We start from the raw sequence: 25,906 nt of genomic DNA, 5'->3' as shown, positions 1-25,906 counted from the left end.
TTTATATTTGGTAGATATTAGTTAAGATATTCTTCAATCGCAGGCAATCTTCAAAGGGGAGTTATTATTCGGGGTTTTACATGAAGTTTCTAACACCTTTCAGAACCGTTATACTTTTTGTAGCTGTAAGTCTGCTAGGCTTGCGCCAAGGCTGTCTATAGACCTTAACCCCACACACAGCCTGCCGAGCTTAACGGTGCGCTATGCTTATCCCGATGCGCCTCCCGCCGTAGTGGAAGAGGCCGTTACATCGGTACTGGAGAATGCTTTTTCGCAGTTGCAGGGGCTAAAGGAGATAGAGTCCATTTCAAACTATAATCAAGGACATATTACGCTTAGCTTCGGCAGGCACGAAGACATGGATCTGAAACGGTTTGAACTGGCGGCGCTGTTGCGGCAGGTATACCCCACATTGCCCGCCACTGTCAACTATCCTGCTATTAGTCCAGGGCAGGTGAGCACTGTAAAAGCCATGCCGCTGCTTATCTACAATGTAAATGCTCCGTTGGCTGCCAGTCATATTCAAAAAGTAGCAACAGAAGTGTTACAGCCAAGGTTGTCGCAGTTGCAGGGTGTGGAGCAGGTTACAGTGACAGGAGCAGAGCCGCTGCAGTTGAGTATAATCTTTGACCAAGAGCGCCTGATCCGATATGGTCTGAAGCGCGAAGAGATATTGGAGCGGGTAGGGCAGGAGTCGCAGGCCGTATACCTGGGGTCTGTGACTGACGCAAAGGGGCAGCGACTCTCAGTGATGGCCAGCAATGCATTAGAGAGTACCACACAGCTAAAGGAACTGCCTGTTGCTTATACAGCCACTGGTGCTGCCGTATTGTTGCGCGATGTGGCTATAGTAGGTATAGAGGAGCAGGAGCCGCAGCGTTATTTCAGGGTGAATGGCCTGAATACGGTTGCTGTAACAGTGTATGCACAGCTTGAGCAAAACAATATGCAGCTGGCAAATGATGTGGAGAAAGAGATGGCGGCGCTGCGACAGCTGCTGCCAGCGGCCTTTACCGTGCAACAACAATACGACGATACCGCTTTCTTGCGGCAGGAACTACAGAAAGTATACTTGCGAACAGGGCTCTCGCTGTTGGTGTTGGTACTGTTCGTTTTTCTGCTACACCGCGATTGGCGCTACCTGTCGGTACTCTTCTCTGGGCTGGTCGTTAATCTCTGCTGGGTGCATTGTGCGCCTGGAGTCTCGGTATTGGCATTCACCTGTATACTCTGGCTGGCGTTACGGTGTCATTTGGACTTGTGGTAGACTCTGCCATCATCATGCTCGACCACTTGCACCGCCGCGGCAACCGTAAAATATTTGCTGCCCTGGTGGGGGCCACGCTCACCAGCCTGTGTGCTTTGCTGGTAGTATATGTGCTGCCAGAGGAGCAACAGCTTAACCTGAGGGAGTTTGCCCAGATCATGATGGCCATGCTGGCGGTGTCGTTACTGGTGGCATGGTTCTATACACCCGCAGCTTACAAGCTTTTAAGCCCAAAGCAAAAGTCAAAACAAAAAGGCCGACGATACTATCAGAAGCTCAAAAAGCAAGTATGGCTGTGGCAGTATTATGGTGCTTTTATTCAATTTCTGGCGCGTTACCGCATTGCTTTTACAACTATAGTGGTTTTGCTTTTCGGTCTGCCTGTTTTTATGCTGCCTGCTTCTGTGGAGGGGTGGGGCTGGTATAACAGCTCCATTGGTAGTGAACTATATCAGCAAAAGGTAAAACCTTACGCGGATGTAGCCCTGGGCGGTGCGCTGCGTCCTTTCGTGCAGGAAGTATACGACAAAGCCAGTTTTCGCACACCCGAAAAAACGGTGCTGCACCTGCATGCCACCATGCCCCACGGTGCCACACTTGCCCAGATGAATGAAGCTGTGCGAACAGTAGAGCAATACCTGGCTTCGGTGGCAGGGTTGGAGCAATATGTAACGCAGGTGCAGAGTGGGCAAAGCGCCACCCTACAGATAACCTTTAACCCTGTTTCAGAACGGGCAGGCCTGCCTTACACCCTGCGAAGCCAGCTGATTGCGCGATTCATGAACTGGGGCGGAGCTAACTGGCAGATTTACGGCGTGGGCAGAGGCTTTTCGAGCGGGGCAGGTGGCAGTAGTACGCCTGCGTTATTGGCCGAACTGTGTGGTTACAACTACAGTGAGTTAGAGCGGCAGGCTGAACTGCTGGCTGCCAAACTGGCTGAGAATGCACGGGTGAGGGATATAAACACAAATGCTGTTGCTTTATGGGGAGAGCAGGCTATAGAAGAATATGTATTTCAATTTGATAATGCGCAGCTAAACCTGACAAAGCTAAACTCGGGTGAGGTAACGGAGGCACTGAGAGCCCGTGCAAAACCAATGGCCCCTGCCATGTACCTGCTTTACCAGAACGAGCTGTTGCCCGTGTCTTTGCGGGAGCGGGATGCAGAGCAGTTATCGGTGTACCAATTACTCCACGGTAGTTTCAGGCAGGAGGATGGTAAGCCTGGCATGCAGATCGGCACGCTTGGTAAGCTGTCATTCGAGAAAAGTGCCAATACTATTCATAAAAAGGATCGGCAGTATATCCGCAACCTCAGCTTTACTTACTTTGGCAACTACAAGTATGGGACACAGTTTTTGGATGATGTGCTGGCACAGGCAAGGCGGGAAATGAAGCCTGGATATACAGCCGAGGCCACATCGCTTTTTAAGAGTGTAAACAAAGAAGCAGGGAAGCAATATGGCGCGCTGGCGGTAATGGTGCTCGGAATCTTTTTTGTCTGCGCCATCTTGTTTGAGAGTCTGCGGCAGCCTTTTTTTATTATGCTTACTGTACCAGTTTCTTTTATAGGGCTGTTCCTTGTCTTCAGTCTTTTCGGTTTTTCTTTTGACCAGGGTGGCTATGCAGCCTTTATACTGCTGGGTGGAGTGGGCGTAAATGCTGCTATTTTTATTATCAACGATTTGAATAATCTTAAAAGCACTCAAAGCAGTAACCGAGCTGTCCTTAAAGCTGTGACGCATAAAGCGTTGCCTGTCTGCCTTACAGTTGCGTCAACGGTGCTTGGGCTGGTGCCTTTTCTTATAGATGGGCAGCAGGAAGTGTTCTGGTTTTCATTTGCCGTAGGGGCGATAGGTGGTTTTCTCTTTTCCCTTATAGCAGTGTTTGTGTGTTTGCCCGTGTGGTTAATGCCTAGGAAAAGCAGATGAGTTTGCGGAGGTTTTTAGCTGCGGGGCGTATTACGTGTTATTAGAAACCAGCAGTGGTAGAAAGTGCCCTCTCAAGAGGGGCAGGAGTATGTTAACTCCCCCTCCTGTTGTTAGGAGGGGGCTGGGGGAGGTGACTTGTGCTAGAGTCAGCTACATCCCCATTTCCCAAACGCTTCCAAATTTCCTATCTTTGCATAGCTCCGCCGAAATGACAGACAATAACCTTTTGGCAAGAGAGTTGTAACAGAAAAGGTACTGTTTTTGTTAAACAATAGCTGGCCACCAAACTGGCTATACCTTAACCGACTATCATGCTTAAATTCATATTCGTTACCATACTCGTTATCTTCTTTATCAGATTAGTAGCTCCCATCCTGTTCCGCTGGTTGCTGGCTTTCTTTGTAAAGAAGAGCCTGCGCAATGGCACTTTTTTCTACTCTAACATGAACCAGCAACGCCCAGAGCCGCAATCCAACGGCAATGGCCGCCGACAGGGTGATGTCAAGATTGACTATGTGCCGGAGCAGCCGGACCGCAAGGATTTCAACGGCGGCCAGTACGTCGATTATGAAGAAATAAAATAAAAGCCCTATCTTTCAGCTCTATTCCAGAGCATATTTAAATTTCGTTTTGCAAGCGAAAATTGTTCAGAGTGGGTTCTGACGAAGTGGTTTTGGAGTTGCATAGCAGCGCTATGCGACGAGAAAAACATAAAGTCAGGTTCATTTATGGCAGTTTGCAGCGCAAAAGATGAATTTTAAACATGCTCTAAGGTTTCCTGAAAGATATGACAGCTTCTATTGACTTTAAGCGCGATGTGCTTCCGCACCTCATCGCGATCCTGATTTTCCTGCTCCTTACCGCTATCTACTTTTCGCCTATCCTGTTTGAAGGGAAGCGATAGCACAGCACGACATTCTGCAGTTTAAGGGTGGTGCCAAAGAGATACAAGACTACCGCGAGGCCACCGGCGAAGAGACCCTCTGGACGAACTCCATGTTCAGCGGTATGCCCTCATACCTGATCAATACCCGCTACCCTGGCGATTTCTCCGGTGTTATTCATACCATCCTGACTTTCAACCTGCCGGCTATGGCAGGTAACATTTTTATCACCCTGCTCTGTGCCTACATTCTGTTGGTCACGCTGCGGCTCAATACCTGGATCTCCATTATCGGCGCTATTGCCATTGCTTTTACCTCCTACAACTTCATTATCCTGGAGGCGGGCCACAACACCAAATCGCTTACTATTGCCTACATCCCGCTTGTACTCGCCGGTATGTTCTATGCCCTCCGGCGGAACGTCTGGATAGGGGCGGCCATCTTTGCGCTGGCTCTCACGCTCAACCTGCATTTCAACCACCTCCAAATGACCTACTACATGCTCCTGATGGTGCTGGTTTGGATAGTGGTGGAACTGATCTACGCTATCAAAGAGGGCAGGATTGCCGACCTGATCAAGCGTGGATTGGTGCTAGGTATAGCAGCCATTCTGGCAGTAGGCGTAAACTTCGGCAGACTCTATACCGTGGCCGAATACAGCCAACACAGTATCCGAGGCAAATCAGAGTTAAGCGTGGCCAACAGCGGTGACAAAACTTCCAGCGGCCTCGACCGCGAATATGCCTTTAGCTGGAGCTACGGCGTGGGCGAAACCATGACACTGCTTATACCTGACTTCCATGGTGGAAGCAGTAGCAACACCCGTCTCGATAAAGATTCGCAGAGCTACCAGGCACTACTGGGGCTGGGTCTGCCACCGGTTCAGGCAGAGCAGGCGCTAGAGCAGGGCTTGCCAACTTACTGGGGACCGCAGCCGATGACGAGCGGTCCGGTATACGTAGGAGCGATCATTATTTTCCTCTTCGTACTGGGGCTATTCATCGTGCACAAGCCTACCCGCATTTGGCTACTAGGCGCTACCATTCTCTCCATTGTGCTGGCATGGGGCAAAAACTTCGAGGCCTTCAACTACTTCATGTTCGACTACTTCCCGGGCTATAACAAGTTCAGGGCAGTATCATCGGCCCTAATCATTGCGCAGATCACGATGCCGCTGCTCGGTATACTGGCGCTTTACAAAGTCATCCGTGATCGCAATTTGATCAAAGACTTGGACAAGAAACTGTTGATATCCGGAGGTATAACTGCCGGTGTCTGTTTGCTGGTATGGCTGTTTGCCGGTTCGGCCAGCTTCGTCGGCGCAGTGGACCCACAGCTGCAGCAGTCTTATTTCCCGCTCGATGCCATCCGTGCCGACCGTGAGAGTATGATGCGCTCTGATGCCCTGCGTTCTTTTATCTTCATTGCGCTGTCAGTTGGTCTGCTCTATTTTTACTTGAAAGGTAAGTTATCAGCCACGATGACCATGGCAGGTATAGGCCTGCTGATACTCGTGGACCTGTGGAGCGTGAATAAGCGCTACCTTAATGACGGCGATTTCGAGAAGCGTGTAGTGGAAAACCATTTCCAGCCGACCAAAGCCGATCAGATGATTCTGCAGGACAAAGACCCGCACTACCGTGTGCTATACCTGCCAAATCCGTTTAACGATGCCCGTACCTCTTACTTTCACAAATCAGTAGGTGGGTACCATGGCGCTAAAATGCGCCGCTACCAGGACATCATCGACCGACACATTGTGCAGAACAACCTGGAGGTGCTGCGCATGCTCAACACCCGCTACGTGATCACGGGCGATCCGCAGCAACCGGTACAGCGCTTACCAGGTGCCTTGGGCAATGCCTGGTTCGTGAGCGAAGTGAAGACAGTGAATACTCCGGATGAAGAGATTGAAGCACTGAACGATCTGGAGGCAAGTACTACTGCTGTGGTAGATGTGTCGAAGTTCAAGACAGCAGCGACTAGCTATAATGCTGAAGGTTCAACTATCGAGCTGACCGAGTACCAACCGAACGCCCTGAAGTATAAAGCCAATGCAGCACAGGCCGGTCTGGCAGTATTCTCGGAGGTATACTACGCTGATGGCTGGCAAGCTTACCTGGACGGAAAGCCAGTAGATCACATCCGCGTAAATTACATTTTGCGTGCCATGGAAGTACCGGCTGGGCAGCATACCATCGAGTTTAAGTTCGAGCCGAGTTCTTATACCTTAGGTAATACCATCTCACTGATCTCGTCGATTCTGTTATTGGTAGTGATCGGTGGGGCGTTCTTTTATGGAATGCGCAAAAAACCTGAAGAAGTAGAAAAAGAAGTAATCGTATAAGCCAAAGGCCCTGTATGCAAATGCGGGGCCTTTGTTTTGATGCCGATGGAAGCACCGCTGCAACAACTGCACAGTAAAATATGGGAGGAGCAAGGTATAGCGCTTTGGGTAAAGCGGGAGGATTTGCTGCACCCCACTATTTCGGGTAATAAGTGGCGCAAGCTCAAGTATAACCTGCAGGAAGCAAAGCGGCTGCAGCACGATACGCTGCTGACTTTTGGCGGCGCCTACTCCAACCATATCGCAGCTGTAGCGGCAGCGGGGCAGGAGTTTGGTTTTAAGACCATCGGCATCATCCGGGGAGAGGAGCATCTGTCGCTCAACCCTACACTCAGTTTCGCCACAGCGGCAGGTATGGAGCTGCACTACATCTCCCGCGAAGCTTACCGGGAAAAGTCCGACCCGCTATACCTGATGCAACTGACTGAGCAGTTCGGAAATCCTTATATCATACCTGAAGGTGGTACCAATACCCTGGCCGTGAAAGGCTGTACTGAAATTGTGTCAGACATCTCCATCGACTACGACTACATCTGCTGCGCCAGCGGCACGGGTGGTACCTTAGCCGGCATCATCGCTGGGCTTGAGGGCGAGAAGCAAGTGCTGGGCTTTCCAGCACTGAAAGGAGGCGAATTCCTGCGGGAGGAGATTGAGCAACTGATCCAAAGCTATAGCGGGCAGCATTACAATAACTGGCAGCTAATCACCGATTACCACTTTGGAGGCTACGCTAAGGTGAAGCCTGAACTGTTGGACTTTATCCGCAGCTTTCAGCAGGAGCATAATTTGCCGCTAGAGCCTGTCTATACCGGCAAGATGTTCTATGGCTTGATAGATCTCATTCAAGAAGGCTACTTCCCCAAAGGCAGTCGTATTGTGGCGGTGCATACTGGCGGGCTACAGGGCAATGCTGGTTTTAAGGAGCGGCTGGGGGTGGAGATGTGAATTGAGGACCTTCAATAAACCTGCCTTTTACAAAGTTGTAGAATCCTGTAAATCCAAATGCTATTAGAATAGGTAATAAGGGTGCGATAAATCTACAGTCCCAATCTTCTGTAGTAATAGCCACCATGATTGCTTGAAGAAAGAATATTGTGATAAGGAAAGCCTTCGCAGATTGTTTATTGATTTTAAACACATACCAAAGGCAAAAAAAATACAAAGGATATATGGTGAAAACAATTGCTAAATTGTGGAAATTTGAGTAGTAAGGTTTGGCATAAATTATAAAAACAAAGAGTTTTAAGAAAAATAGCTTAAAGAAAAATATTGGGTTGTAATAAATAAACGATAGGATGTCCAAAAGAGGAGATCCCTCCCTGGCTGGTAGTACCAATCCTTCGGTTGGAACCGAAAAGTAGTTACTAGCATATATCACTTCCCCTTTCGTATAGGAGCTAATAATTCCAAAAGTTGCAAGTAAATACTTATCAAGAACATAGATAAGTACTGCAGAAAGAATTATTGCACCAGTCCCAAAGAATATTTTATTACCAAATAAAATATTTCTGTAATGGTAAATTATACATACAATAACTCCGAGTAAGATAATAAATCCATTAGGACGCAACAAGGTTGGCACTAGACTTAATACAAGAGCTAACAGATAATGCGTAAACTTCTTGCCCCTAACGATTGCGTAAAGTACAAAAATAATAAAGCTAATAAAGAGTGACTCTGTTAGAATATAAACATTGAGTAATTGGACATCTTTCCAAAATATAAAAAAGATACGTTGCTCCCAATGCTGTTATTTTATTATTAGATAATTTTTGCACTGACATATATAAGCAAATAGCTGCTGCTCCAGATATACAGATCTGTAGTATAGCAACTAGTTCTAAGCTCATATTGGAAATCACAAAAAATGATAAAAAGGCAACATAGACAATGTATCTGTATTCGTGAAGAGAGCTCATATGGCCAGATTCAGCTAATTCGATTGCAGATGGTATATATCTACGGATGCTGTCAGGTACAATTTTTAATCCTAAAGTCTGAAAATAATATGTCTGTATTGCTAACCAAATAAATACCGTAACCACAATAACCATCCATTGTGGGGTATTTTGAGAAACGAATAGCGATACAACTTTAAGTTTCTTAAGCATCATATTTAAACGAAAGTAAGGATGTAAAGCCAATGGAAGCAAAGTAAAAGACAAAAGGTAAAAGTGGAACCACAAATCTGTTATCCCAATCTACAGCTATGACCATTGTCATCACGGTTTGCAAGAATAAAACAGTAACCATAAAAATAAATGTTTGCTCCTTTATTGCCTTTCTTATTCCTCGAAGAGCCAGAATAAAGACTGGTATGAAAAAAATAACGATTGCAATATTGTGAATGTTGGAGTAGTAAGGTCTTACTTGGGCCCATAGGTAAATAAATCGTAGTAGCAAAAGCTTAATATAACTGACAGGTTGTTCCTTTATAAAACCTATTACATGCAGTAATGCAGGATCAGTCGGAACTAGTTGCGGTGAATCGATCTGAATAGTTAGTTTATTATAGCCCTGAATTATTTGTCCTTGGCTGAGGTACTGTAAAGGTGAGAAAATCTCTAATGCATAATTCGCACTGAACAGAAGTGCAGGCACCACAAGAACAAGAACTAAATAAGAATGGGTGGTTGTGAACATATCTTTTTTGAGATAAATGACTCCTGCAATAACTCCTAATAAAAGAAAAATGCCATTTGGTCGCAGAAAGATAGCAAAGCAAAGAATAAGAGCGAGAACAAAAAGACTATATCTGTTTTGTGTTGTTTTGGATATGAGATATAAAGTGAATATTGAAGTACTTATATAAAGTGATTCAGTATGTATGTAAAAGCCCCAAGAATGAATTTGAGGCCAAAATAAATAGAATGCTACACCAATAAACGCTGCTACCCTATGTTGGGTGGTATTATATAAAGTTTTATAAAAAAAAACAGTAGCTACTCCTGATAATAGAATTTGTAAAGCAATGACAACCTCAATAGGTTGACTTAAAACATGTAAAACGAGAAATAGAAAAAGAGTATAACTTGAATAAAAAATGCTGTGGGGCTGAAGCCAATAAGAACTGCCGGAAACTATAGACTCTACATAGTTTAAGTAACGGTAACTATCAAAAACGATTTTAACTCCATACCTGGAGTATAGGATAAGGTGCATTACCATCCATAAAGCACCAAGGTAAAGCAGCGGTTTCGAAGCTAAAAGCCATAACAATTTTGAGCCTTTTTTCACTATAACGTGTGACTCACCGATATCAACCAAAGTAGTAATTGAAAACAAAGGGTTAGAAAACATAAAAGTTGCAAATAACAAAATAAAAAAGCAGAATAAGTTAAATATGGGCTGGGTATAGCTCTGTAGCGAATTTGAACTTTAGCACCATAATTGCTGTGTAGACAATAGCGATCACAAAGACATAAAAATGCTCACGCCCCTTATCCGACTATTGTTTCGTCTGCTTCCTTTTGTTTTGCTGCTAATAGTAGGCTGGTTTGTCTGGCGCCAGGTAAAGGCCACCTTTGGACCCGACGAGCAACAACCCGAAGTCATCGTCAACCACAACACCATCCTAACCACAGTAGAAGAGCTCGGGAAAATGGAGCTGGTGCGGTATAATTTCAAAGACGTGGTGGAGTATGAGAAAAACGTGTCGCGCTGGGTACCTAATTCTAAAGTAGTGCTGATCGTGACGGGTGAAGCCGTAGGCTGCATTGATTTTACCAGACTCACCGAACAGGATATCTTCTTCCAAGGCGACTCACTCGTGCAGATCAGCTTACCGGAACCCGAGATCTGCTACTATAAAATAGACCACAACAAGTCCAAAGTCTTTTCGAAAGAGAACACATACTTTCAGGATGCAGACCTGGTGCAGGAGAGTTACCGCTATGCAGAAAGCAATGTAAAGGAAGCTGCCCTGGAGTCAGGTATACTGCGCCAGACGCAGGTAAATGCCGAGAAAGTGCTCAAGCCTATGCTGGAGGAGATTACCGGTCGTAAAGTGGTGCTGGTGCCGCAGCGGCGTATTCAGAATCCGGAGATGCCGAAGAGGCGTTAGTTTGACTGGTAAAGTTGTTCAATCCTTTCAACGAACCAGATCTCTCCTATCGTCGTGATGACAAAAAAGGTATAAAGACGGGCGGCCAGAGTCCGCCAAATAGCTCACACTCGCCAGAGGCGAGCGAGGGGTGTAATGTCGTTACAGCCCAAATAACTCTTCAACTCCCAAACTCCTAAACTCCCAAACTTTTAATCGCATCCTGCACCAAATCATTTTCATAGCCTTTGCTAACCAGATAATAAGTTAGCTTTTGGCGTCGGGCGAAGGGGTTCTTTTCTTTTTCGGTGGCGTTCTTTTTCTCAAGCAGCTGCTTCAGATTCTCCTCGTACACATCATAGTCGATCTCTTTCAAGCCCTGCTTGATGCAGTAGTCTGAGATGCCCTTGGCTTTGAGGCCCTGCGTGATCTTGCGGCGCCCCCACTTCTTGAGGCCATACTTGCCGCGCACATAGGCTTGTGCATAGCGTTCTTCATCCAGCATCTTTTCCTGACCCAGCCGCACAATAATCTCCTCTACATCGTCCGGTTCAAGTCCATAGGTATACAACTTCGTGCGTACTTCCTGCTGGGTGCGCTCCTGGTAAGCACAATAAGCTGCCGCCTTGATCAGGGCCTCTTTCGGCGTATAGGTTTTCTGTTTTTTCTGTCGTTCCAAATCGTTCGTTTTGCTCCTGTTTAAAACAAGTTTGGGCTTGCAAGAGTTGCGCTATTGCCAACTAAAAACAAGTTAGCAATACCACAATTAAATTACGCAAATCAACCTAATTCCCCCCACCTTTGTGGTTTCAAAAATAGAATTAAGTATGTTTTCAAAAGGAGTCAGGTACATGCTACTGTCTACGCTGTTTTTCTCGCTCATGAATGTGTGCGTGAAAATGGTGCCGCATATACCTGCCATTGAAGTGATTTTGTTCCGTTCGGTGGTGTCGCTGGTGATGAGCTTCGTCGTGCTGCGCGCTAAGCGGATAAGCGTATGGGGCAGCAACTATGGCTTGCTGATAGCCCGCGGTGCGGCCGGAGCCATGGCACTCATGCTGTTCTTTACAACGCTGCAAAATATACCCTTAGCCACGGCGGCTACGCTACAATATCTGTCACCCATCTTTACCACGATCATGGGTATTTTTATTTTGAAGGAGAAGGTCAGATCCTGGCAGTGGGTGTTCTTTGCGGTGTCGTTTGCAGGAATTCTTGTCATTGAGGGGTTTGATGCCAGTGCCGACTCGTTTTATGTGTGGCTGGGCGTAATGAGTGCCGTGTTCTCAGGCCTGGCCTATAACTTTATCCGGCGCCTGAACACACGGGAGCACCCGCTGGTGATCGTGTTTTACTTCCCGCTGGTGGCGCTCCCGATTTCGGGTATTTACTCTATCTTCAACTGGGTGCAGCCTGATGGCTGGGACTGGGGCATTCTATTGCTGGTAGGCGTGCTTACGCAACTGGGGCAATACTACATGACAATGTCGTATCAGGCAGAGGAAATCTCTAAGGTGGCGAATCTTAACTTCATCGGAATCATTTATGCACTATCGCTAGGTTTTATCTTGTTCGACGAGCACTTCGAGCTGGCAACTTACACAGGTATGGGGCTGGTGCTGGTAGGGGTGGTGCTGAATGTACGTTACAAAAACCGGCTGTCGCAGCGTGAGATTGAGGCGCACGAAACGAAGCTGCCCAAGGTATAGCTGCGGCTGAGTCTTTGCCAGATGCTGCCGCGCCTGTTACATGATGCTGAAGGATAGCGTGCACTGGGGTTTTCTAAGGTATAGTAATGCAAAAGCGTATACCTGTAAAAAGTTTGAGGAGCTTAATTTCTGAAAAAGCTAAACACGAGAGGCGGGTTTTGTCGTTAGTTCTTAAATTGTAAAGCATAACACTCCAAATAAGAGCTTCCGTACATGCGCCCTGCTTTTTTACTCTTCCTGCTATACCTGTTGCCGGCCATCACCATGGCGGGCACCCTGCGTGGACGCATCACAGACGAGAACAACCAGGGCCTGCCTTTTGCCAGCATCTATATCAAAGAGGCTGCTAGCGGCACCGCCTCCAACGATCAGGGCAATTACCAACTGCAACTACCAGCCGGGACTATACCCTGGAGTTTAAGTATGTCGGCTATCGGGCTCGCATCGAGACGGTGACCATAGGTGATGGAACGCAGGAACTGAACGTGCAGCTAATGCCGGAGGTGCTCAACCTGAAAGAAGTAGTCGTGAAAGCTGCCGACGAAGATCCGGCCTACGGCATCATGCGCAACGCCATCCGGCTGCGCAAGTACCACCGCGACGAAGTGAATGCCTGGAGCGCCCGGGTATACATGAAAGGCGTGGCCCGCATGGACAAAGTGCCTGGCAAAGTACTCGGTGTGCGGGTAGTGGATGTGGACACGGGCATCGTATACCTGTCTGAGTCGGTGTCGGAGTTGCATTTCAAAAAGCCGAATAAGGTAAACGAGCGCATCATCTCCTCTAAAGTGAGCGGCAAGAAACAGGGCTTCAGCTTCAATCAGGCCTCGGAGATGAACATCAGCTTTTATGATAATCTGCTCAAAGTACAAGGCCTGAGCGAACGGGGCTTCGTATCGCCGCTGGCCAACAATGCCCTCTTCTTTTACCGTTTCGAGTACCAGGGGGCCTTTGAAGAAAACGGACGCACCATCAACAAGATCAAAGTCATTCCAAGGCGCAAAAACGATCCGGTTTTTCAAGGAAATATCTACATTGTGGATGGTACCTGGCGCATTCACAGCACTGACCTGACCCTCACCAAAAACGCAGGCATCGATTTCGTCGATTTCATCCGGGTGCGGCAGGTATACGCGCCGGTGCAGGACCATGTGTGGATGCCGGTGTCGCAGCGCTTTACATTCGAGGCATCAGGACTTGGATTCAAGGGCGGTGGCTATGCCACAGGTGTGTACTCTAACTACAGGGTGCAGCCTGCTTACAGTCGTCCACCGACCGTAGTGGAGCCGGAACCGGAAGTGGTGGAAGATGCCGTTGCGGTGGAAGTGAAACCTGCCCGACGGCAGCGAGCCCGGGTGATCAAGCCGAAGGAGGTTGCGCCTGAGGAGCAGCCTGCCATACATGATGAAAAGCTATTCAGCCGTGAAGTGCTGGTCGTGGAGAAGGAGGCGAACACCCGCGATTCCGCCTACTGGGCCGAAATCAGACCGGTGCCGCTGACTGAGGAAGAGCAAGTCGACTACCAGCGCAAAGACAGTCTGGAGGTCATCCGGGAGTCACGGGTATACAAAGACTCCCTGGACCGTATCCGGAACAAGCCGACCTTTGGCAATTTCTTTATGCGCGGCTATACCTACAGCAACACCTACGACCGCCACTATTTCCGGATAGACCCTTTGCTGAGTCTGACCGGTGGACCGAGCGTGCTGCAGTACAACACTGTGGAGGGCACTGTGTTAAACGTAGGCATGGAGTATCGCCAGAGTTTTGAAGACCGTCGCCACTACGAAATAGAACCGACCATCCGCTACGGACTGGCAAACGAGAAGCTCAACGCCAAACTGCGCCTGAACTATACCTACGACCCCATCAAGCGGAGCTCGGTTTCGGTGGAGGGCGGCCGCTTCGTGGACCAGATCAACTCCACCAACCCGATCTCGCCATTTGCCAACACGATCTATACCTTGCTGCTGCAGCGCAACTACCTGAAGCTCTACCAGCGCGACTATGCCCGGGTGAATTACCGCTCTGAGATATTCAATGGCGTTACGATACTCACATCACTGGACTACAGCCACCGGATGCCGCTCGAGAATTCCACCGACTATACCTTCCGGGAAAGCAGCAGCGGCAGTTTTACCTCCAATGTACCGGAGAATGCAGAGTTGGCAGATGCCACTTTCGAACCGCATCAGGCCTTGACGGCCGCCTTTACCGTAGCTTTCCGTCCGGGTCTGAACTATATCTCCCGACCCGACCGCAAGATCAATATTGGCTCGCGCTGGCCTACTTTTTCGTTGGGCTACCGGGGAGGCATTAAGGCGCTCGGTGGCGATGTGAAGTACACGACCGTAGCGCTGCGCATCTCCGACGACTTCAGTCTGGGCTTATTAGGCAGCAGCGAGTACAGCTTCACGGCGGGCACTTTCTGGGGCAAGGAGAATATGCGACTGATGGACTACCGCCACTTCAACGGCAACCGCACCATCTTCGCAGGGGTGTACACCGGCTTCCAACTCCTCGACTACTACCGGTATAGCACCAACAGCCGCTACCTGGAGGGGCATTACGAACATCACTTCAATGGCTTTCTGTTCAACAAGATCCCGCTCTTCCGCCGCCTGAAGTGGCAGGAGGTGGTGAGCCTGCATTACCTGAACACACGCAAGTCAGAAAACTATTTGGAGCTCGGCTTAGGTATAGAGCATATCTTCAAGGTGCTTCGCGTTGATTTCTTCACCTCGTTTCAGGAGCAGCAGAAGGTGCATACGGGCGTGAGAGTAGGATTCGGGTTTTAAGCATAAGGGCTGAGATCCCATAATGCCAACGAAGGGGCGGGAAGGCTGTATTACAACCAAATAGACAGGTTGGACGTTAGAAATCAGAGAAGACTAATATTTTGAAACGACCATGAAAAACCTGAAAAATATACTAAAGACCGGAGTTGCCGCTGCCTTTATGGCTACCATCACGGTGGCTTGCGGCGATAGGCCGGCCTCGAACCCTACGGATGACACGAGTACCTCTGAGGCAATAACAGAGCGAAGCAAGTCTACCCAAAACCTGAATAACCCGCGCCCTGCACCAGTGGGCCGTACTGCTGAAACCGGGGAGCAAGCCGACCGCTTCGGTGACTTGCCTGCTAACGTGGATTCAGCTGCCCGTGCCAAAGTGGAGCTGGATAAGCAGAGACAACTGGAAGAAAACCCTGACCAGCGTCCTAGACCACGCACGCCGACAGGCCGTCGCGTGGAAGGTGGTCGGGTAGACCAGTAAGAACGAATATAAACCTAAAAGAGGCCATACCTGTACGCATAGCAGGTATGGCCTCTCTGTTTTCTGGCAAGTAAGTGTTACTTCAACACCGCCGTAGTGCCCACTGGCGGGATGACCATACCGGCCCCTGTCTTCTTGCGGCCTTTCAGGTTGATGTTGTAGATGATCACCGAGATAAAGATCAGGATATAAGCCGCCACCTTTACAGCGGTGGTCTCCTCGTTGAAGTACAGGAAAGCCACCACGAAGTTGAGGATCGGGTTGATGTACATCAGGATGCCAATCGTGCCTGAGGTGAGTTCTTTAAGCGCATACAGGTTCAGGAACAGCGGCAGCACCGTGAAAAGAGCACTTAGTATACCTGTCATCAGAAAGAAATGACCGTCCAGTGCCACTTCGGAGCTTCCTTTGAGCTGACCGTAAAAAGGTGCGATGAACACAAAAGAGAGCAAAAGCTGCAGCGTGAGCAGCACGATCTTGTCGTATACCTTGAGGATGCGCTGGGTGATCAGGTAGAAGGCATAGCTCAGCGCGATCAGCAGACTGAACAGCAGGCTCGTCAGCTCACCTGTCCCGATTAGCACGCAGCTAAGGGCACTTAGCCCAATGGCCACCCACTGGTTTGCACGCAACTCCTCTTTGAGCAGTGCAAAGCCCAGCACCGCCGTCAGGATGGGGCAGAGCAGGTATGAGAAAGAGCCGGTCTGGATGTTGATGTGGTTGATGACATAGATAAAGGCCAGCCAGTTGATGGTCAGCAGCGAGCCGCCCAGAAATGTAAAGAGCAAAAATTTCCGGGCCTCTCGTGGTTTCGATGCCTTTACTAGTGCCAATGTCTGCATCAGGTTCTTGCGCCGGAACAGTACCGTGATCAGCAACAGCAGCACGACAGACAAAGCCACCCGGAAGAACAGGATTTGACCGCTGGGGTAGTCGGCCAGCGCCTTGAGCGGAAAAGGTATAAAGCCCCAGATGACAAAGGCTGCTATACCTGCCGCGTAGTATGGTTTAGTGTTCGTTGTTTCCATTTCAAATTAAAAGAGCGCAAAGGTATCGTTTTGATTTCTAAAATGCTGCTATATAGTTCCACGCATTCATGTTTTGACATTGATTGCCCGGCGCTTTAATTCTTTGCCGCTCCTCACAACCCTTCATCCGAAATAGTATCTTTGAGACTGAAAACCGATTTGTTTATGCTCACCTTTCGCCAGCTTCAAGCCATTACAGGAGGCACTGTGGTACAGCTGCTGCAGGACAGCCCTGTGGTGCACCTGCTCACCGACAGCCGCAAGCTGTCGCAGCCTGCGGGCACGCTGTTCTTTGCCATTAAAGGGCGCCACAACGACGGGCATGTATACCTGAGTCAGCTGTACAAGCTGGGGGTGCGGCAGTTTGTGGCGGAAGAGTCAGAGGGTTTGGGTGAGCTATACCCGGAGGCCAACATCCTGCAGGTGCAAAGCAGCTTAAAGGCGCTGCAGGCCGTGGCAGCATGGCACCGGGGGCAGTTCCGTATACCTGTGCTGGGCATAACCGGCAGCAACGGCAAAACCATTGTGAAGGAGTGGCTGGCCCAACTGCTGAGCCCGGAGGAGCTGGTGGTGAAAAGCCCGCGCAGTTACAACTCCCAGATTGGCGTGCCGCTGTCGGTCTGGCAGCTCGACACCAACCATACCTTCGGCATATTCGAGGCGGGAATCTCACAGCCGGGCGAGATGCAACGGCTGCAGCAGGTGATTCAGCCTACACTCGGTCTGTTTACCAACATTGGCAGCGCCCACGACGAAGGCTTTGCCGACCGCCGGCAGAAGGTGGAGGAAAAGCTGCAGCTGTTCAGTCAGGTGGAATTACTCTTCTATTGCCGCGACCACGAGCTGGTGCACGAGGCGGTGCAGGCGCAAAATATACCTACTTTCACCTGGTCCCGAAAGGAGCAGGCGGATGTGCAGCTCAGCGGCAGCACGGTCTCGGGCCATAAAACTATCGTGAGCTATACCTACCGGGGCGAGCAGCACAGCCTGGCTATACCTTTCACAGACGATGCTTCCGTGGAGAATGCCCTGCACTGTCTGGCAGTGCTGTTGCAGCGCGGCATCGACCTGACAGCCATACAGGACCGCATGGACCGGCTGCAGCCCGTGGCCATGCGCCTCGAAATGAAAGAAGCCATCAACGGCTGCTACCTGATCGACGATACCTACAACAATGACTTGGCAGGCTTATCCATCGCGCTTGATCTGCTGGCCAGTCAGCCGAAACGGGGGAGGCGCACACTTATAATTTCCGATCTGCTGGAGTCGGGTATGGCGGAGGAGAAACTCTACAATGAGGTGGCTGCCCTGACCAAAGCCCATCAGGTAGAGCGCCTGATCGGGATTGGGCCTACCATACAGGCATACGGCACTAAATTTAGTGGCGACACGGCATTTTATGCCAGCACAGCTGAATTCCTGCAGCAGTTCAGTTCCGAGCAGTTCCGAAACGAGCTGGTGCTGGTAAAGGGCGCCCGTGTATTTGGTTTCGAGAAGATCGTGCAGGCTTTTCAGCAGAAGGTGCACGGCACGGTGCTCGAAGTGAACCTGGATGCGCTGGTGCACAACCTGAATTACTACCGCTCCAAACTGGCCTTGGGTACTAAGCTGATGGTGATGGTGAAAGCCTTCGCCTACGGCAGCGGCAGCTTTGAGGTAGCCAACCTGCTGCAGTTCCACCGGGTAGATTACCTGGCAGTGGCCTACGTGGACGAGGGCGTGAGCCTGCGCGAGCATGGCATCACGTTGCCGGTTATGGTGATGAACCCCTCTCCTGACAGTCTGGCTAAATTGCACCAGTACAGCCTCGAGCCCGAGATTTACTCGCTGGAGCTACTCCGCGATTTTCTGGCCACTGCCCAGCCCGACGTCAGCTACAAGATCCACCTCAAGCTCGATACGGGTATGCATCGCCTTGGCTTCACGGGGGATGACTTCGACGAGCTATTCACATTGCTTGCCCGGCATCCGCAGGTGCGGGTGGTGAGCACCTTTAGCCATCTGGCCGGAGCCGACGAAGCCCTGCACGACGATTTCTCGCGCATGCAGCTGCAGAACTTCACGGCCTTGGCTGCGGAGGTAGAGGAGCGCCTCGGCTATACCGTGCTCAAGCACATTCTCAACTCGGCGGGCATCGTACGTTTTCCGGAGCATCAGCTGGACATGGTGCGCTTAGGTATAGGGCTGTACGGGGTAGAGTCCACTGGTTCAGAGCAGGAGGCGCTGCAGCCAGTCAGCACACTCAAAACCACCATCTCGCAAGTAAAGCACATTAGGCAGGGCGAAACCGTGGGCTACAGCCGCAAAGGTATAGCCGACACCAACAAGACCATCGCCACCATCGCCATTGGTTACGCCGACGGCTACGACCGCCGCTTCAGCAACGGCGCAGGCAGGTGCTTATCAACGGCCGTCGGGCACCCATCATCGGCAATGTGTGCATGGACATGTGCATGATCGACGTAACCGGCATACCTGCCAAAGTTGGCGATGAAGTCACGGTGTTCGGCCCGCAGCTCACGCTGGTCGAGCTGGCGCAGCGCATCGGCACCATCCCTTACGAGCTCCTCACCAACGTCAGCACCCGCGTCAAGCGCATCTTCTTCTCGGAGTAAGCTTAGGAACTCGGGGAATTTCAGATGACGAGGAATGGGAGAAAGTGAGAACTGGTTTGCCAGGGTGTACAAGCTGTAATTCTCTGTTTAATACACAAGCGCATAAAACAATTAGCAAATCAATCTGTCTCAGATCTTCAAATTACCTCATATCCAAATCATCAGCCTTATTCTTTTGCAATACCGGGGAACAGCTTGTATCTTGCAGTTGTTTATAACGAGTCTAAATAAAAGAAGAGAAATCGTGCGTAATAGGACAGAAGAAACACAGGCCCAGAAGAGTGTGCGCGATCTGAAGATCGGGGAGAGCGGGGAGATATGCTGTTTGAATGACCCTGAGATGGCACTCAAGCTGCTGGAGATGGGTTGCATACCTGGCACAGCTGTAAAACTGAACAGCAAGGCCCCCTTTGGTGACCCTGTCACGATCATTGTGAATGATTATACGCTTTCTTTGCGTTTAGACGAAGCTGAAACCATTCTGCTGAAGTAGATTTATTACCACATGGCTGTTACCATAGAGGCGGAAGCGCCAGAAGCCAAAAAAGCAACGCTCCATCAGCCGGTGGCTAAAATTGCTTTGATTGGCAACCCGAATTCGGGTAAAACTTCACTATTCAACCAACTCACAGGCCTTAACCAGAAGGTGGGCAATTTCCCGGGCGTTACTGTCGACAAGAAGACAGGCATCAGCCACATCACTCCCAACCTGAAAGCGCAGATCATTGACCTGCCCGGCACCTACAGCCTGTATCCTAAGTCGCTGGACGAGCGTGTGATCATTGACCTGCTCTACGATCCGGCCTCCAAGCATAACCCGGATCTTGTCATTGTAACGGCTGACGCCTCTAACCTGAAGCGTAACCTGCTGCTGTTTACCCAGCTGGTAGATCTGCGCATACCTGCCGTACTGGCCCTCAATATGATGGACGTGGCAGAGACAGAGGGTGTGAAGATCGATGTTGATGCGCTGCAACGCGAACTGGGTGTGCCTGTTATTCCACTCAATGCCCGCAAGGGTATCGGTATAGCCGCACTCAAAATTGTAATGTCACAGCAGCTGACCCCTGCCAAGGCTACTTTCTTTGAAATTCCGGAAGAGCTGAAGGAGGTGGTTAGCCAGATCAAAGCGCGTTTCGACCTTCGAAACGATTACCTGGCGCTACACTACGCTCATCAATATAAAAACCTGCGCTTCCTGTCCGAGCAAGATAGAGTTTGGATAGCGCAACTACTAGAGTCGGCCGACTTTAAGTCAAATACAGTGCAGGCCAGCGAAACGATAGCACGCTATGTGCGCATTAACGAGCTCTTGCTCGATGTGGTGCGCATAGAGAAAGCCAAAGAAGAGGAGAAGTTCAGCAACAAGATCGACCAGGTGCTGACGCACCGTGTGTTCGGCTATCTGATCTTCCTGGCGCTGCTGTTCCTGGTGTTTCAGGCCGTGTTTGCCTGGGCCAGTTACCCCATGGACCTGATTGACGAAGGTATAGCCGGACTCAATACACTTATCCAGGAGAACTTCAGCGGACCGCTGATCAACCTGCTCACAGAGGGCGTAATCGCCGGTTTGGGTGGTGTACTGATCTTTATACCCCAGATTGCGATATTGTTTGCTTTCATTGCCATTCTGGAAGAAACCGGCTACATGGCTCGCGTGACTTTCATGATGGATAAGATCATGCGTAAGTTCGGTCTGAACGGTAAAAGTGTGGTGCCGCTTATATCGGGCGTAGCCTGTGCCGTACCTGCTGTCATGTCGGCACGCACCATTGAGAACTGGAAAGACCGCATGATCACGATCTTCGTGACGCCGCTGATGAGCTGCTCGGCCCGCATACCGGTATACACGGTGTTAATTGCCTTGGTGGTACCAGAGGTATACTACTTCGGCTTCCTGAATCTGCAGGGCATTGTGCTGATGGGTTTATACCTGTTGGGCTTCCTGTCTGCTATATTTTCAGCACTTTTATTAAAGGTGTTGCTGAAGGCCCGCGAGCGCAGCTACTTCATCATGGAGTTTCCGGTGTATAAGATGCCGCGCTGGAAAAACGTGGGGCTCACTATTTTTGAGAAGTCCAAGACGTTTGTGCTGGAAGCAGGTAAGATCATCGTGGCGGTTTCCATTATCCTATGGGTGCTGGCCTCTTACGGTCCTGGCGATAGCTTTGAGCGTGCCGAGGAGCGTGCCACGGTAGAGGCACAGGCAAAAGGATTTGGCGAAGAACAAACCGATAACCTGGTGGCTGCCTACCAGCTGGAGTCGAGCTATGCGGGCAAGTTCGGGCAGGCGATTGAGCCAGCTATACGCCCGCTGGGTTACGACTGGAAGATAGGTATAGCACTGCTTACCTCCTTTGCCGCACGTGAGGTGTTTGTGGGCACGATCTCCACTATCTATAGCATAGGAGAGGAAGAGAACGTGAGCACGATAAAAGACAAGCTAATGTCAGAGAAGGATGCCGATGGCAATCCGTTCTTTACGCCAGCCCGTGCCTTCTCGCTCCTTGTGTTTTATGCCTTTGCCATGCAGTGCATCAGCACCCTGGCCATTGTACGTCGCGAAACTAAGAGCTGGATGTGGCCGCTGGCGCAGCTGGTGTATATGACAGGTCTGGCGTATGTATCCGCCTTCGCTGTTTTTCAACTGATGAGCTAAACGCCTTATAAAAGCATTTGATTAGCCCGCTCCCAAAGGAGCGGGCTTTTTTTGTGCTTCCAAATTAAGCGCACAGACGCTATATGTCGGAAGTTGTAGAAGTAGTTAAGTGCTGTTCTGGGATGACCTAAGATCTTGATTATGTACAGCTTATGTTTTATAAATTTAATTTTTCTACTATAATATTGAATAAATTTATCCTTTCTGACACTTTATCGTATAAAGAGGAGCTTTTACCGTTTTGCTCGAAATCTGCTGATGCAAGAAGTACCTAAAATGCCCTGTGAGGATGATCAGGATGAGTGTTTGAGATCAAAAAACGCATTAAATATTTGTGAAAGCCGAAAACATTCTTTATAATTGAATATCTCTCACCTTAAACAAATAAAACAATGAAAAGACCTCTACTACTCTCAGAGTCATTTTTACCCCACTGCCGCTTACCTATTTCAGCCAAACTAGCGGCCTCCTAAACAATTTTTGATGTAGCATAGCCTGCTGTTAAGGCTATTAGCCTGTTATGTTCAGACTTTACTGTCTGTTCTAACGATGGCTGTATCCTTATTTTGACAAATAATTTAACCTGCTCCAGTTTTCCCGGTGTCTGATACAGTGATCTGTAGAGGATGATTATCTGATTTGGATTATGTAACTGTTTCCTAAATGTGCTGGTGTCAGCACTATAGGTAACCTGAGTCGCAGAAATCCTTGTTGATGGTAGCATCTTCAGTATCAAATGTCAGGAACGAAGGAATTGATAGAAGAAGGAGGTGATCAAAAGACAGAGCAAGCCTGTGCTCAATTTTCAATATAGAACATACAGACTATGGCTGCTAGCCAGCATAGTAAAAATAACACCTTAACTATTTTGAATTAATTCTTACCTAAACAAACAGCGCAATGAAAAAAATTTTAATGCTATGCCTGCTGCTTGTGTCGGCCTTGATCCACGAGGCCATGGCTCAAGTCAGGGCGATCACCGGTACGGTGACAGACGCTACTACCAATCAGCCGCTGCCAGGGGTTACAGTCCTGGTGAAAGGCACTACAGTGGGTACTGCCACAGGGCAGACGGTACCTATACTGTGAATGTGCCGGAAGGCAGCAATACACTTGTGTTCCGCTTTGTAGGCTATCAGACTATTGAGCGGCCAATCGGCAATGCAACTACCGTGAACGTATCCCTGGGAACCGATACCCGTCAGCTGGGTGAGGTTGTGGTAACAGCCCTCGGTATCGAGCGTACCCGAAACGAACTTCCTTATGCAGCGCAGTCTGTAGGAGGTGAGGAAGTTGCCCAAACTCGTCAGCAGAACTTTACTAATGCACTTTCTGGTCGTGTGGCTGGTGTGCAGGTAACTCAGAACAACAACCTGGGCGGTTCTACTAACGTGATCATCCGCGGTAACAAGTCTATCGGCGGTGCTAACCAGGCACTCTTCGTAGTAGACGGTGTTCCGCTAGATAACTCTACCAACAACACTGGTAACCAGCAAACTGGCCGTGGTGGTTATGACTATGGTAACGCCGCAGCCGACATCAACCCGGACGACATTGAGTCGATGACGATCCTGAGAGGTGCCGCTGCAACAGCGCTTTATGGTTCGCGTGCTGCTAACGGTGTTGTGATGATCACTACCAAAAGAGGTTCTAAAAGACAAGGTATTGGTGTGACGATCAACTCGGGTGCCAACTGGGGCTTCCTGGATAAGAGCACTTATACCCGATACCAGAAGGAGTATGGCAGAGGCTATCCAGGTGCCGTTTATAGCGATGAGTATCCTGGCTTTTACGCCAATGACGTTGACGGTGACGGAACTCCTGAGAGAGTGGTTGTATTGAACGAAGACGGTTCTGCCGGTCCTCGTTTCGATCCGAACCTGCTTGTTTGGAACTGGGATTCTTTTGACCGCACGTCTCCTAATTTTGGCCGACCTACACCTTGGGTGCCCGGCGCAAATGACCCGACTACTTTCTTTGAAACTACTTATGGCACATCGCACAACATCGCAATTGATGGCACCAGCGATAAAGGTTTCTTTAAAGTAAACTATGGCCGCAACAGCAATGATGGTATGCTGCCAAACTCCAATGTGACGAAAAACTTCATCAGTTTCTCAACATCATACGACCTTGTTGACAGGCTAACAGCCACGACCTCTATTAACTTTACTGAGACTGACGGTATTGGCCGTTATGGTACTGGTTACAGTGGCCTGAACCCGAACCAGGGCTTCAGACAGTGGTGGGGAACTGACGTAGACCTGAAAGAGCAGGAGCGTGCTTACCTGGACACACGTGAAAACGTAACCTGGAACCCAAGAGCCTGGAACGACCCTCGTCCTATGTTCTTCGACAACCCATACTGGACTCGTTACGAAAACTTCAACACTGACAACAGACGCCGTGCTTTGGGTTATGTTCGTTTGGATTACAAACTGACTGACTGGTTGAACATCATGGGCCGTGCTTCATTGGATACTTATGACGAAATCCGTGAAGAGCGCTATGCAGTAGGTTCTGTAGGTGTATCAAGCTATACCAGACACAATGGTCGTTTCAGCGAAGCTAACTACGACCTGATGGCGAACATTGACAGAGACTTCACTGAAGACTTAAACTTTAAAGCCACGATCGGTACAAACATCCGCGATACGAAGAGATCATTCATCCGCTCTACCACAAACGGTGGTCTGGTGGTGCCACGTCTGTACTCGCTTTCCAACTCACGCAACCCGCTTGGCCCTCCGGTTGAGCAAGACACCCGTCTACGTGTGAACGGTTACTTCGCTAGTGCCACATTAGGCTACAGAGACCTGGCCTTCATTGACGTAGCTTCACGTGTTGACCAGTCTTCTTCACTTCCTCCTGCTAACAGAGACTATTTCTACCCATCAATCTCTGGTAGCTTCGTGTTCTCTGAACTTTTAGAGCCTAACTTCTGGTTTACCTACGGTAAGATCAGAGCCAACTATGCTGAGGTAGGTAACATGGCAGAGCCACTGAGCGTGTTTGATGTGTATAACTTGATAGCACCTTTTGGCTCTACTTCGCTGGCATCTGTTAACAGTACCAGAAACAACCCTGACCTGAAGCCAGAGCGTACGAAAAGCTGGGAAATTGGTGCGGAATTCACCTTCATGGATGCCCGTGCTGGTTTTGACGTAACGTATTACAACGCAAGCTCTGTAGACCAGATCCTAAACGTGCCGCTCTCAAGAGCTACTGGTTATAACGCCCAGTGGATTAACGCCGGTGAGGTGGTAAACAAAGGCTTTGAGGTTTCTGCTTTCGGCTCTCCGATCAAGACAGATGACTTCTCCTGGACGATCAATGCGAACTGGACCAGAAACAGAAGTATGGTAGAGGACCTTGGTCCAATCCAGAACTACCAGATTGCAGCCTTCCAGGGTGGTGTATCGCTTAACGCAGCCGAAGGTGAGCCGTTCGGTATCATCAGAGGTGCTGGTTTCGTGTACAACGATCAGGGACAGCGTGTAGTAGGTGCCAACGGTTTGTATCTGTCTAACAGAAACGCCAACACCAACATCGGTGACATTAACCCTGACTGGGTAGGTGGTGTGTCTAACACATTCCGCTACAAGGGCGTGTCTTTGGGCTTCCTGATTGATGTGAAGCAAGGTGGCAGCGTATTCTCACTTGACCAGGCTTATGGTCAGTACACTGGTATTCCGGATAACACTTCGTTCACTAACGACCTGGGCAACCCGGTTCGTAACCCAATTGTTCGAAACGCCGATGGTAGCTACGCTGAAAACAGCGGTGGTATGATTCTGCCAGGTGTGAAAGAAGATGGCACGCCTAACGATACACGTGTAGAAGTATTCTATGCCATGGGTTACAACAACCCGCCAGAAATGCATGTGTACGATGCCAGCTATGTGAAGCTGAGAGAGGCTACTTTGGGCTTCGCTCTGCCAGAGTCCCTTGTGTCCAGATTCAAGGTGTTCCAGGGTATAGACCTGTCAATCTATGGTCGTAACCTTTACATCTTCCACAAGAACACGCCATACTCTGATCCGGAAGAAGGTCTGAGTGCTGGTACTCAGTCACTTGGCTATCAGAGTGGTGCCTATCCTACTATGCGTAATGTAGGCTTTAACGTAAGAGCAAGATTTTAATAATGA

At 49.3% G+C, this 25,906-nt stretch carries 19 protein-coding genes and 1 pseudogene; 15 read left to right on the top strand and 5 right to left on the bottom strand.

Features of this window, described 5'->3' with window-relative positions:
- The first annotated feature begins 28 nt into the window (after positions 1-28).
- From O71_RS23300 to O71_RS12475, 5 genes are all read left to right on the top strand, one after another.
- On the top strand, positions 29-1,267 hold the full coding sequence (locus O71_RS23300) for an efflux RND transporter permease subunit (protein ID WP_081490494.1): 1,239 nt from the start codon (positions 29-31) through the stop codon (positions 1,265-1,267).
- On the top strand, positions 1,246-3,198 hold the full coding sequence (locus O71_RS23295; protein ID WP_155800862.1) for an efflux RND transporter permease subunit: 1,953 nt from the start codon (positions 1,246-1,248) through the stop codon (positions 3,196-3,198). Before O71_RS23300 ends, O71_RS23295 begins: the two co-directional genes overlap by 22 nt.
- Positions 3,199-3,509: 311 nt before the next feature.
- Positions 3,510-3,782, top strand: a complete 273-nt coding sequence (locus O71_RS12485; RefSeq protein WP_007657287.1) for a DUF4834 family protein — start codon at positions 3,510-3,512, stop codon at positions 3,780-3,782.
- Between the two features lie 424 nt (positions 3,783-4,206).
- Entirely contained in the window at positions 4,207-6,429 is a 2,223-nt protein-coding gene (locus O71_RS12480) for a YfhO family protein (RefSeq protein WP_192811678.1), read from the top strand.
- A gap of 39 nt (positions 6,430-6,468) precedes the next feature.
- Complete coding sequence (locus tag O71_RS12475) at positions 6,469-7,374, top strand: 1-aminocyclopropane-1-carboxylate deaminase/D-cysteine desulfhydrase (RefSeq protein WP_007657284.1); 906 nt, start codon at positions 6,469-6,471, stop codon at positions 7,372-7,374.
- On the opposite strand, the gene O71_RS12470 is transcribed toward O71_RS12475, so the two are convergent.
- The 3 genes from O71_RS12470 to O71_RS12465 all read right to left on the bottom strand — a co-directional run bounded on the left by O71_RS12470 (position 7,346) and on the right by O71_RS12465 (position 9,729).
- Positions 7,346-8,002, bottom strand: coding sequence for a hypothetical protein (locus O71_RS12470; protein ID WP_040574240.1), 657 nt, complete (start codon positions 8,000-8,002; stop codon positions 7,346-7,348). The two genes, O71_RS12475 and O71_RS12470, sit on opposite strands and share 29 nt — an antisense overlap.
- 88 nt (positions 8,003-8,090) lie before the next feature.
- On the bottom strand, positions 8,091-8,543 hold the full coding sequence (locus O71_RS23905) for a hypothetical protein (protein ID WP_155800857.1): 453 nt from the start codon (positions 8,541-8,543) through the stop codon (positions 8,091-8,093).
- Entirely contained in the window at positions 8,533-9,729 is a 1,197-nt protein-coding gene (locus O71_RS12465; protein WP_007657282.1) for a glycosyltransferase family 39 protein, read from the bottom strand. Before O71_RS12465 ends, O71_RS23905 begins: the two co-directional genes overlap by 11 nt.
- 127 nt (positions 9,730-9,856) lie before the next feature.
- Between O71_RS12465 and O71_RS12460 the strand changes: the two genes are divergently transcribed.
- Positions 9,857-10,492, top strand: a complete 636-nt coding sequence (locus tag O71_RS12460) for a DUF4230 domain-containing protein (RefSeq protein ID WP_007657281.1) — start codon at positions 9,857-9,859, stop codon at positions 10,490-10,492.
- Between the two features lie 175 nt (positions 10,493-10,667).
- Here the strand turns inward: O71_RS12460 and O71_RS12455 are convergent, their stop codons facing one another.
- Positions 10,668-11,150 (bottom strand): regulatory protein RecX, encoded by a 483-nt coding sequence (locus O71_RS12455; RefSeq protein ID WP_007657280.1) that lies wholly within the window; start codon positions 11,148-11,150, stop codon positions 10,668-10,670.
- A 148-nt stretch (positions 11,151-11,298) separates the two neighbouring features.
- On the opposite strand from O71_RS12455, the gene O71_RS12450 reads away from it, so the two are divergent.
- The 4 genes from O71_RS12450 to O71_RS12435 all read left to right on the top strand — a co-directional run bounded on the left by O71_RS12450 (position 11,299) and on the right by O71_RS12435 (position 15,456).
- A complete protein-coding gene (locus O71_RS12450; RefSeq protein ID WP_071530881.1) occupies positions 11,299-12,180 on the top strand; it encodes a DMT family transporter in 882 nt (293 codons plus the stop codon).
- A 213-nt stretch (positions 12,181-12,393) separates the two neighbouring features.
- Positions 12,394-12,636, top strand: coding sequence for a carboxypeptidase-like regulatory domain-containing protein (locus O71_RS12445; RefSeq protein WP_007657278.1), 243 nt, complete (start codon positions 12,394-12,396; stop codon positions 12,634-12,636).
- Complete coding sequence (locus O71_RS12440; RefSeq protein WP_007657277.1) at positions 12,633-14,978, top strand: DUF5686 family protein; 2,346 nt, start codon at positions 12,633-12,635, stop codon at positions 14,976-14,978. Before O71_RS12445 ends, O71_RS12440 begins: the two co-directional genes overlap by 4 nt.
- A gap of 112 nt (positions 14,979-15,090) precedes the next feature.
- Positions 15,091-15,456: a hypothetical protein gene (locus O71_RS12435; protein WP_007657276.1), complete on the top strand. Its 366-nt coding sequence runs from the start codon at positions 15,091-15,093 to the stop codon at positions 15,454-15,456.
- A 77-nt stretch (positions 15,457-15,533) separates the two neighbouring features.
- On the opposite strand, the gene O71_RS12430 is transcribed toward O71_RS12435, so the two are convergent.
- Positions 15,534-16,484, bottom strand: coding sequence for an EamA family transporter (locus O71_RS12430; protein WP_007657275.1), 951 nt, complete (start codon positions 16,482-16,484; stop codon positions 15,534-15,536).
- 165 nt (positions 16,485-16,649) lie between these two features.
- On the opposite strand from O71_RS12430, the pseudogene O71_RS12425 reads away from it, so the two are divergent.
- From O71_RS12425 to O71_RS12410, 5 genes and pseudogenes are all read left to right on the top strand, one after another.
- Positions 16,650-19,099, top strand: a pseudogene (locus tag O71_RS12425) (bifunctional UDP-N-acetylmuramoyl-tripeptide:D-alanyl-D-alanine ligase/alanine racemase).
- A 244-nt stretch (positions 19,100-19,343) separates the two neighbouring features.
- The gene (locus O71_RS12420; RefSeq protein ID WP_007657272.1) at positions 19,344-19,592 is read left to right on the top strand and encodes a FeoA family protein; all 249 of its coding nucleotides are present in this window, start codon (positions 19,344-19,346) and stop codon (positions 19,590-19,592) included.
- 12 nt (positions 19,593-19,604) lie between these two features.
- Entirely contained in the window at positions 19,605-21,758 is a 2,154-nt protein-coding gene (gene feoB / locus O71_RS12415) for a ferrous iron transport protein B (RefSeq protein ID WP_007657271.1), read from the top strand.
- A 900-nt stretch (positions 21,759-22,658) separates the two neighbouring features.
- Positions 22,659-22,847, top strand: a complete 189-nt coding sequence (locus O71_RS27295; protein WP_007657270.1) for a carboxypeptidase-like regulatory domain-containing protein — start codon at positions 22,659-22,661, stop codon at positions 22,845-22,847.
- Entirely contained in the window at positions 22,844-25,900 is a 3,057-nt protein-coding gene (locus O71_RS12410; protein WP_007657269.1) for a SusC/RagA family TonB-linked outer membrane protein, read from the top strand. Before O71_RS27295 ends, O71_RS12410 begins: the two co-directional genes overlap by 4 nt.
- The last annotated feature ends 6 nt before the right edge of the window (positions 25,901-25,906 follow it).

The organism is Pontibacter sp. BAB1700 (assembly GCF_000277005.1).
Taxonomy (GTDB): Bacteria; Bacteroidota; Bacteroidia; order Cytophagales; family Hymenobacteraceae; genus Pontibacter; species Pontibacter lucknowensis.
This window is presented reverse-complemented; position numbering and strand designations above follow the sequence as displayed.

Bases quoted from the DNA above. Each gene is read 5' to 3' on its own strand.
- O71_RS12485 (WP_007657287.1), top strand. From the start codon at position 3,510: ATGCTTAAATTCATATTCGTTACCATACTCGTTATCTTCTTTATCAGA.
- O71_RS12480 (WP_192811678.1), top strand. From the start codon at position 4,207: ATGCCCTCATACCTGATCAATACCCGCTACCCTGGCGATTTCTCCGGT.
- O71_RS12475 (WP_007657284.1), top strand. From the start codon at position 6,469: ATGCCGATGGAAGCACCGCTGCAACAACTGCACAGTAAAATATGGGAG.
- O71_RS23905 (WP_155800857.1), bottom strand. From the start codon at position 8,543: ATGATGCTTAAGAAACTTAAAGTTGTATCGCTATTCGTTTCTCAAAAT.
- O71_RS12465 (WP_007657282.1), bottom strand. From the start codon at position 9,729: ATGTTTTCTAACCCTTTGTTTTCAATTACTACTTTGGTTGATATCGGT.
- O71_RS12460 (WP_007657281.1), top strand. From the start codon at position 9,857: ATGCTCACGCCCCTTATCCGACTATTGTTTCGTCTGCTTCCTTTTGTT.
- O71_RS12450 (WP_071530881.1), top strand. From the start codon at position 11,299: ATGTTTTCAAAAGGAGTCAGGTACATGCTACTGTCTACGCTGTTTTTC.
- O71_RS12445 (WP_007657278.1), top strand. From the start codon at position 12,394: ATGCGCCCTGCTTTTTTACTCTTCCTGCTATACCTGTTGCCGGCCATC.
- O71_RS12435 (WP_007657276.1), top strand. From the start codon at position 15,091: ATGAAAAACCTGAAAAATATACTAAAGACCGGAGTTGCCGCTGCCTTT.
- O71_RS12430 (WP_007657275.1), bottom strand. From the start codon at position 16,484: ATGGAAACAACGAACACTAAACCATACTACGCGGCAGGTATAGCAGCC.
- feoB (WP_007657271.1), top strand. From the start codon at position 19,605: ATGGCTGTTACCATAGAGGCGGAAGCGCCAGAAGCCAAAAAAGCAACG.
- O71_RS27295 (WP_007657270.1), top strand. From the start codon at position 22,659: ATGAAAAAAATTTTAATGCTATGCCTGCTGCTTGTGTCGGCCTTGATC.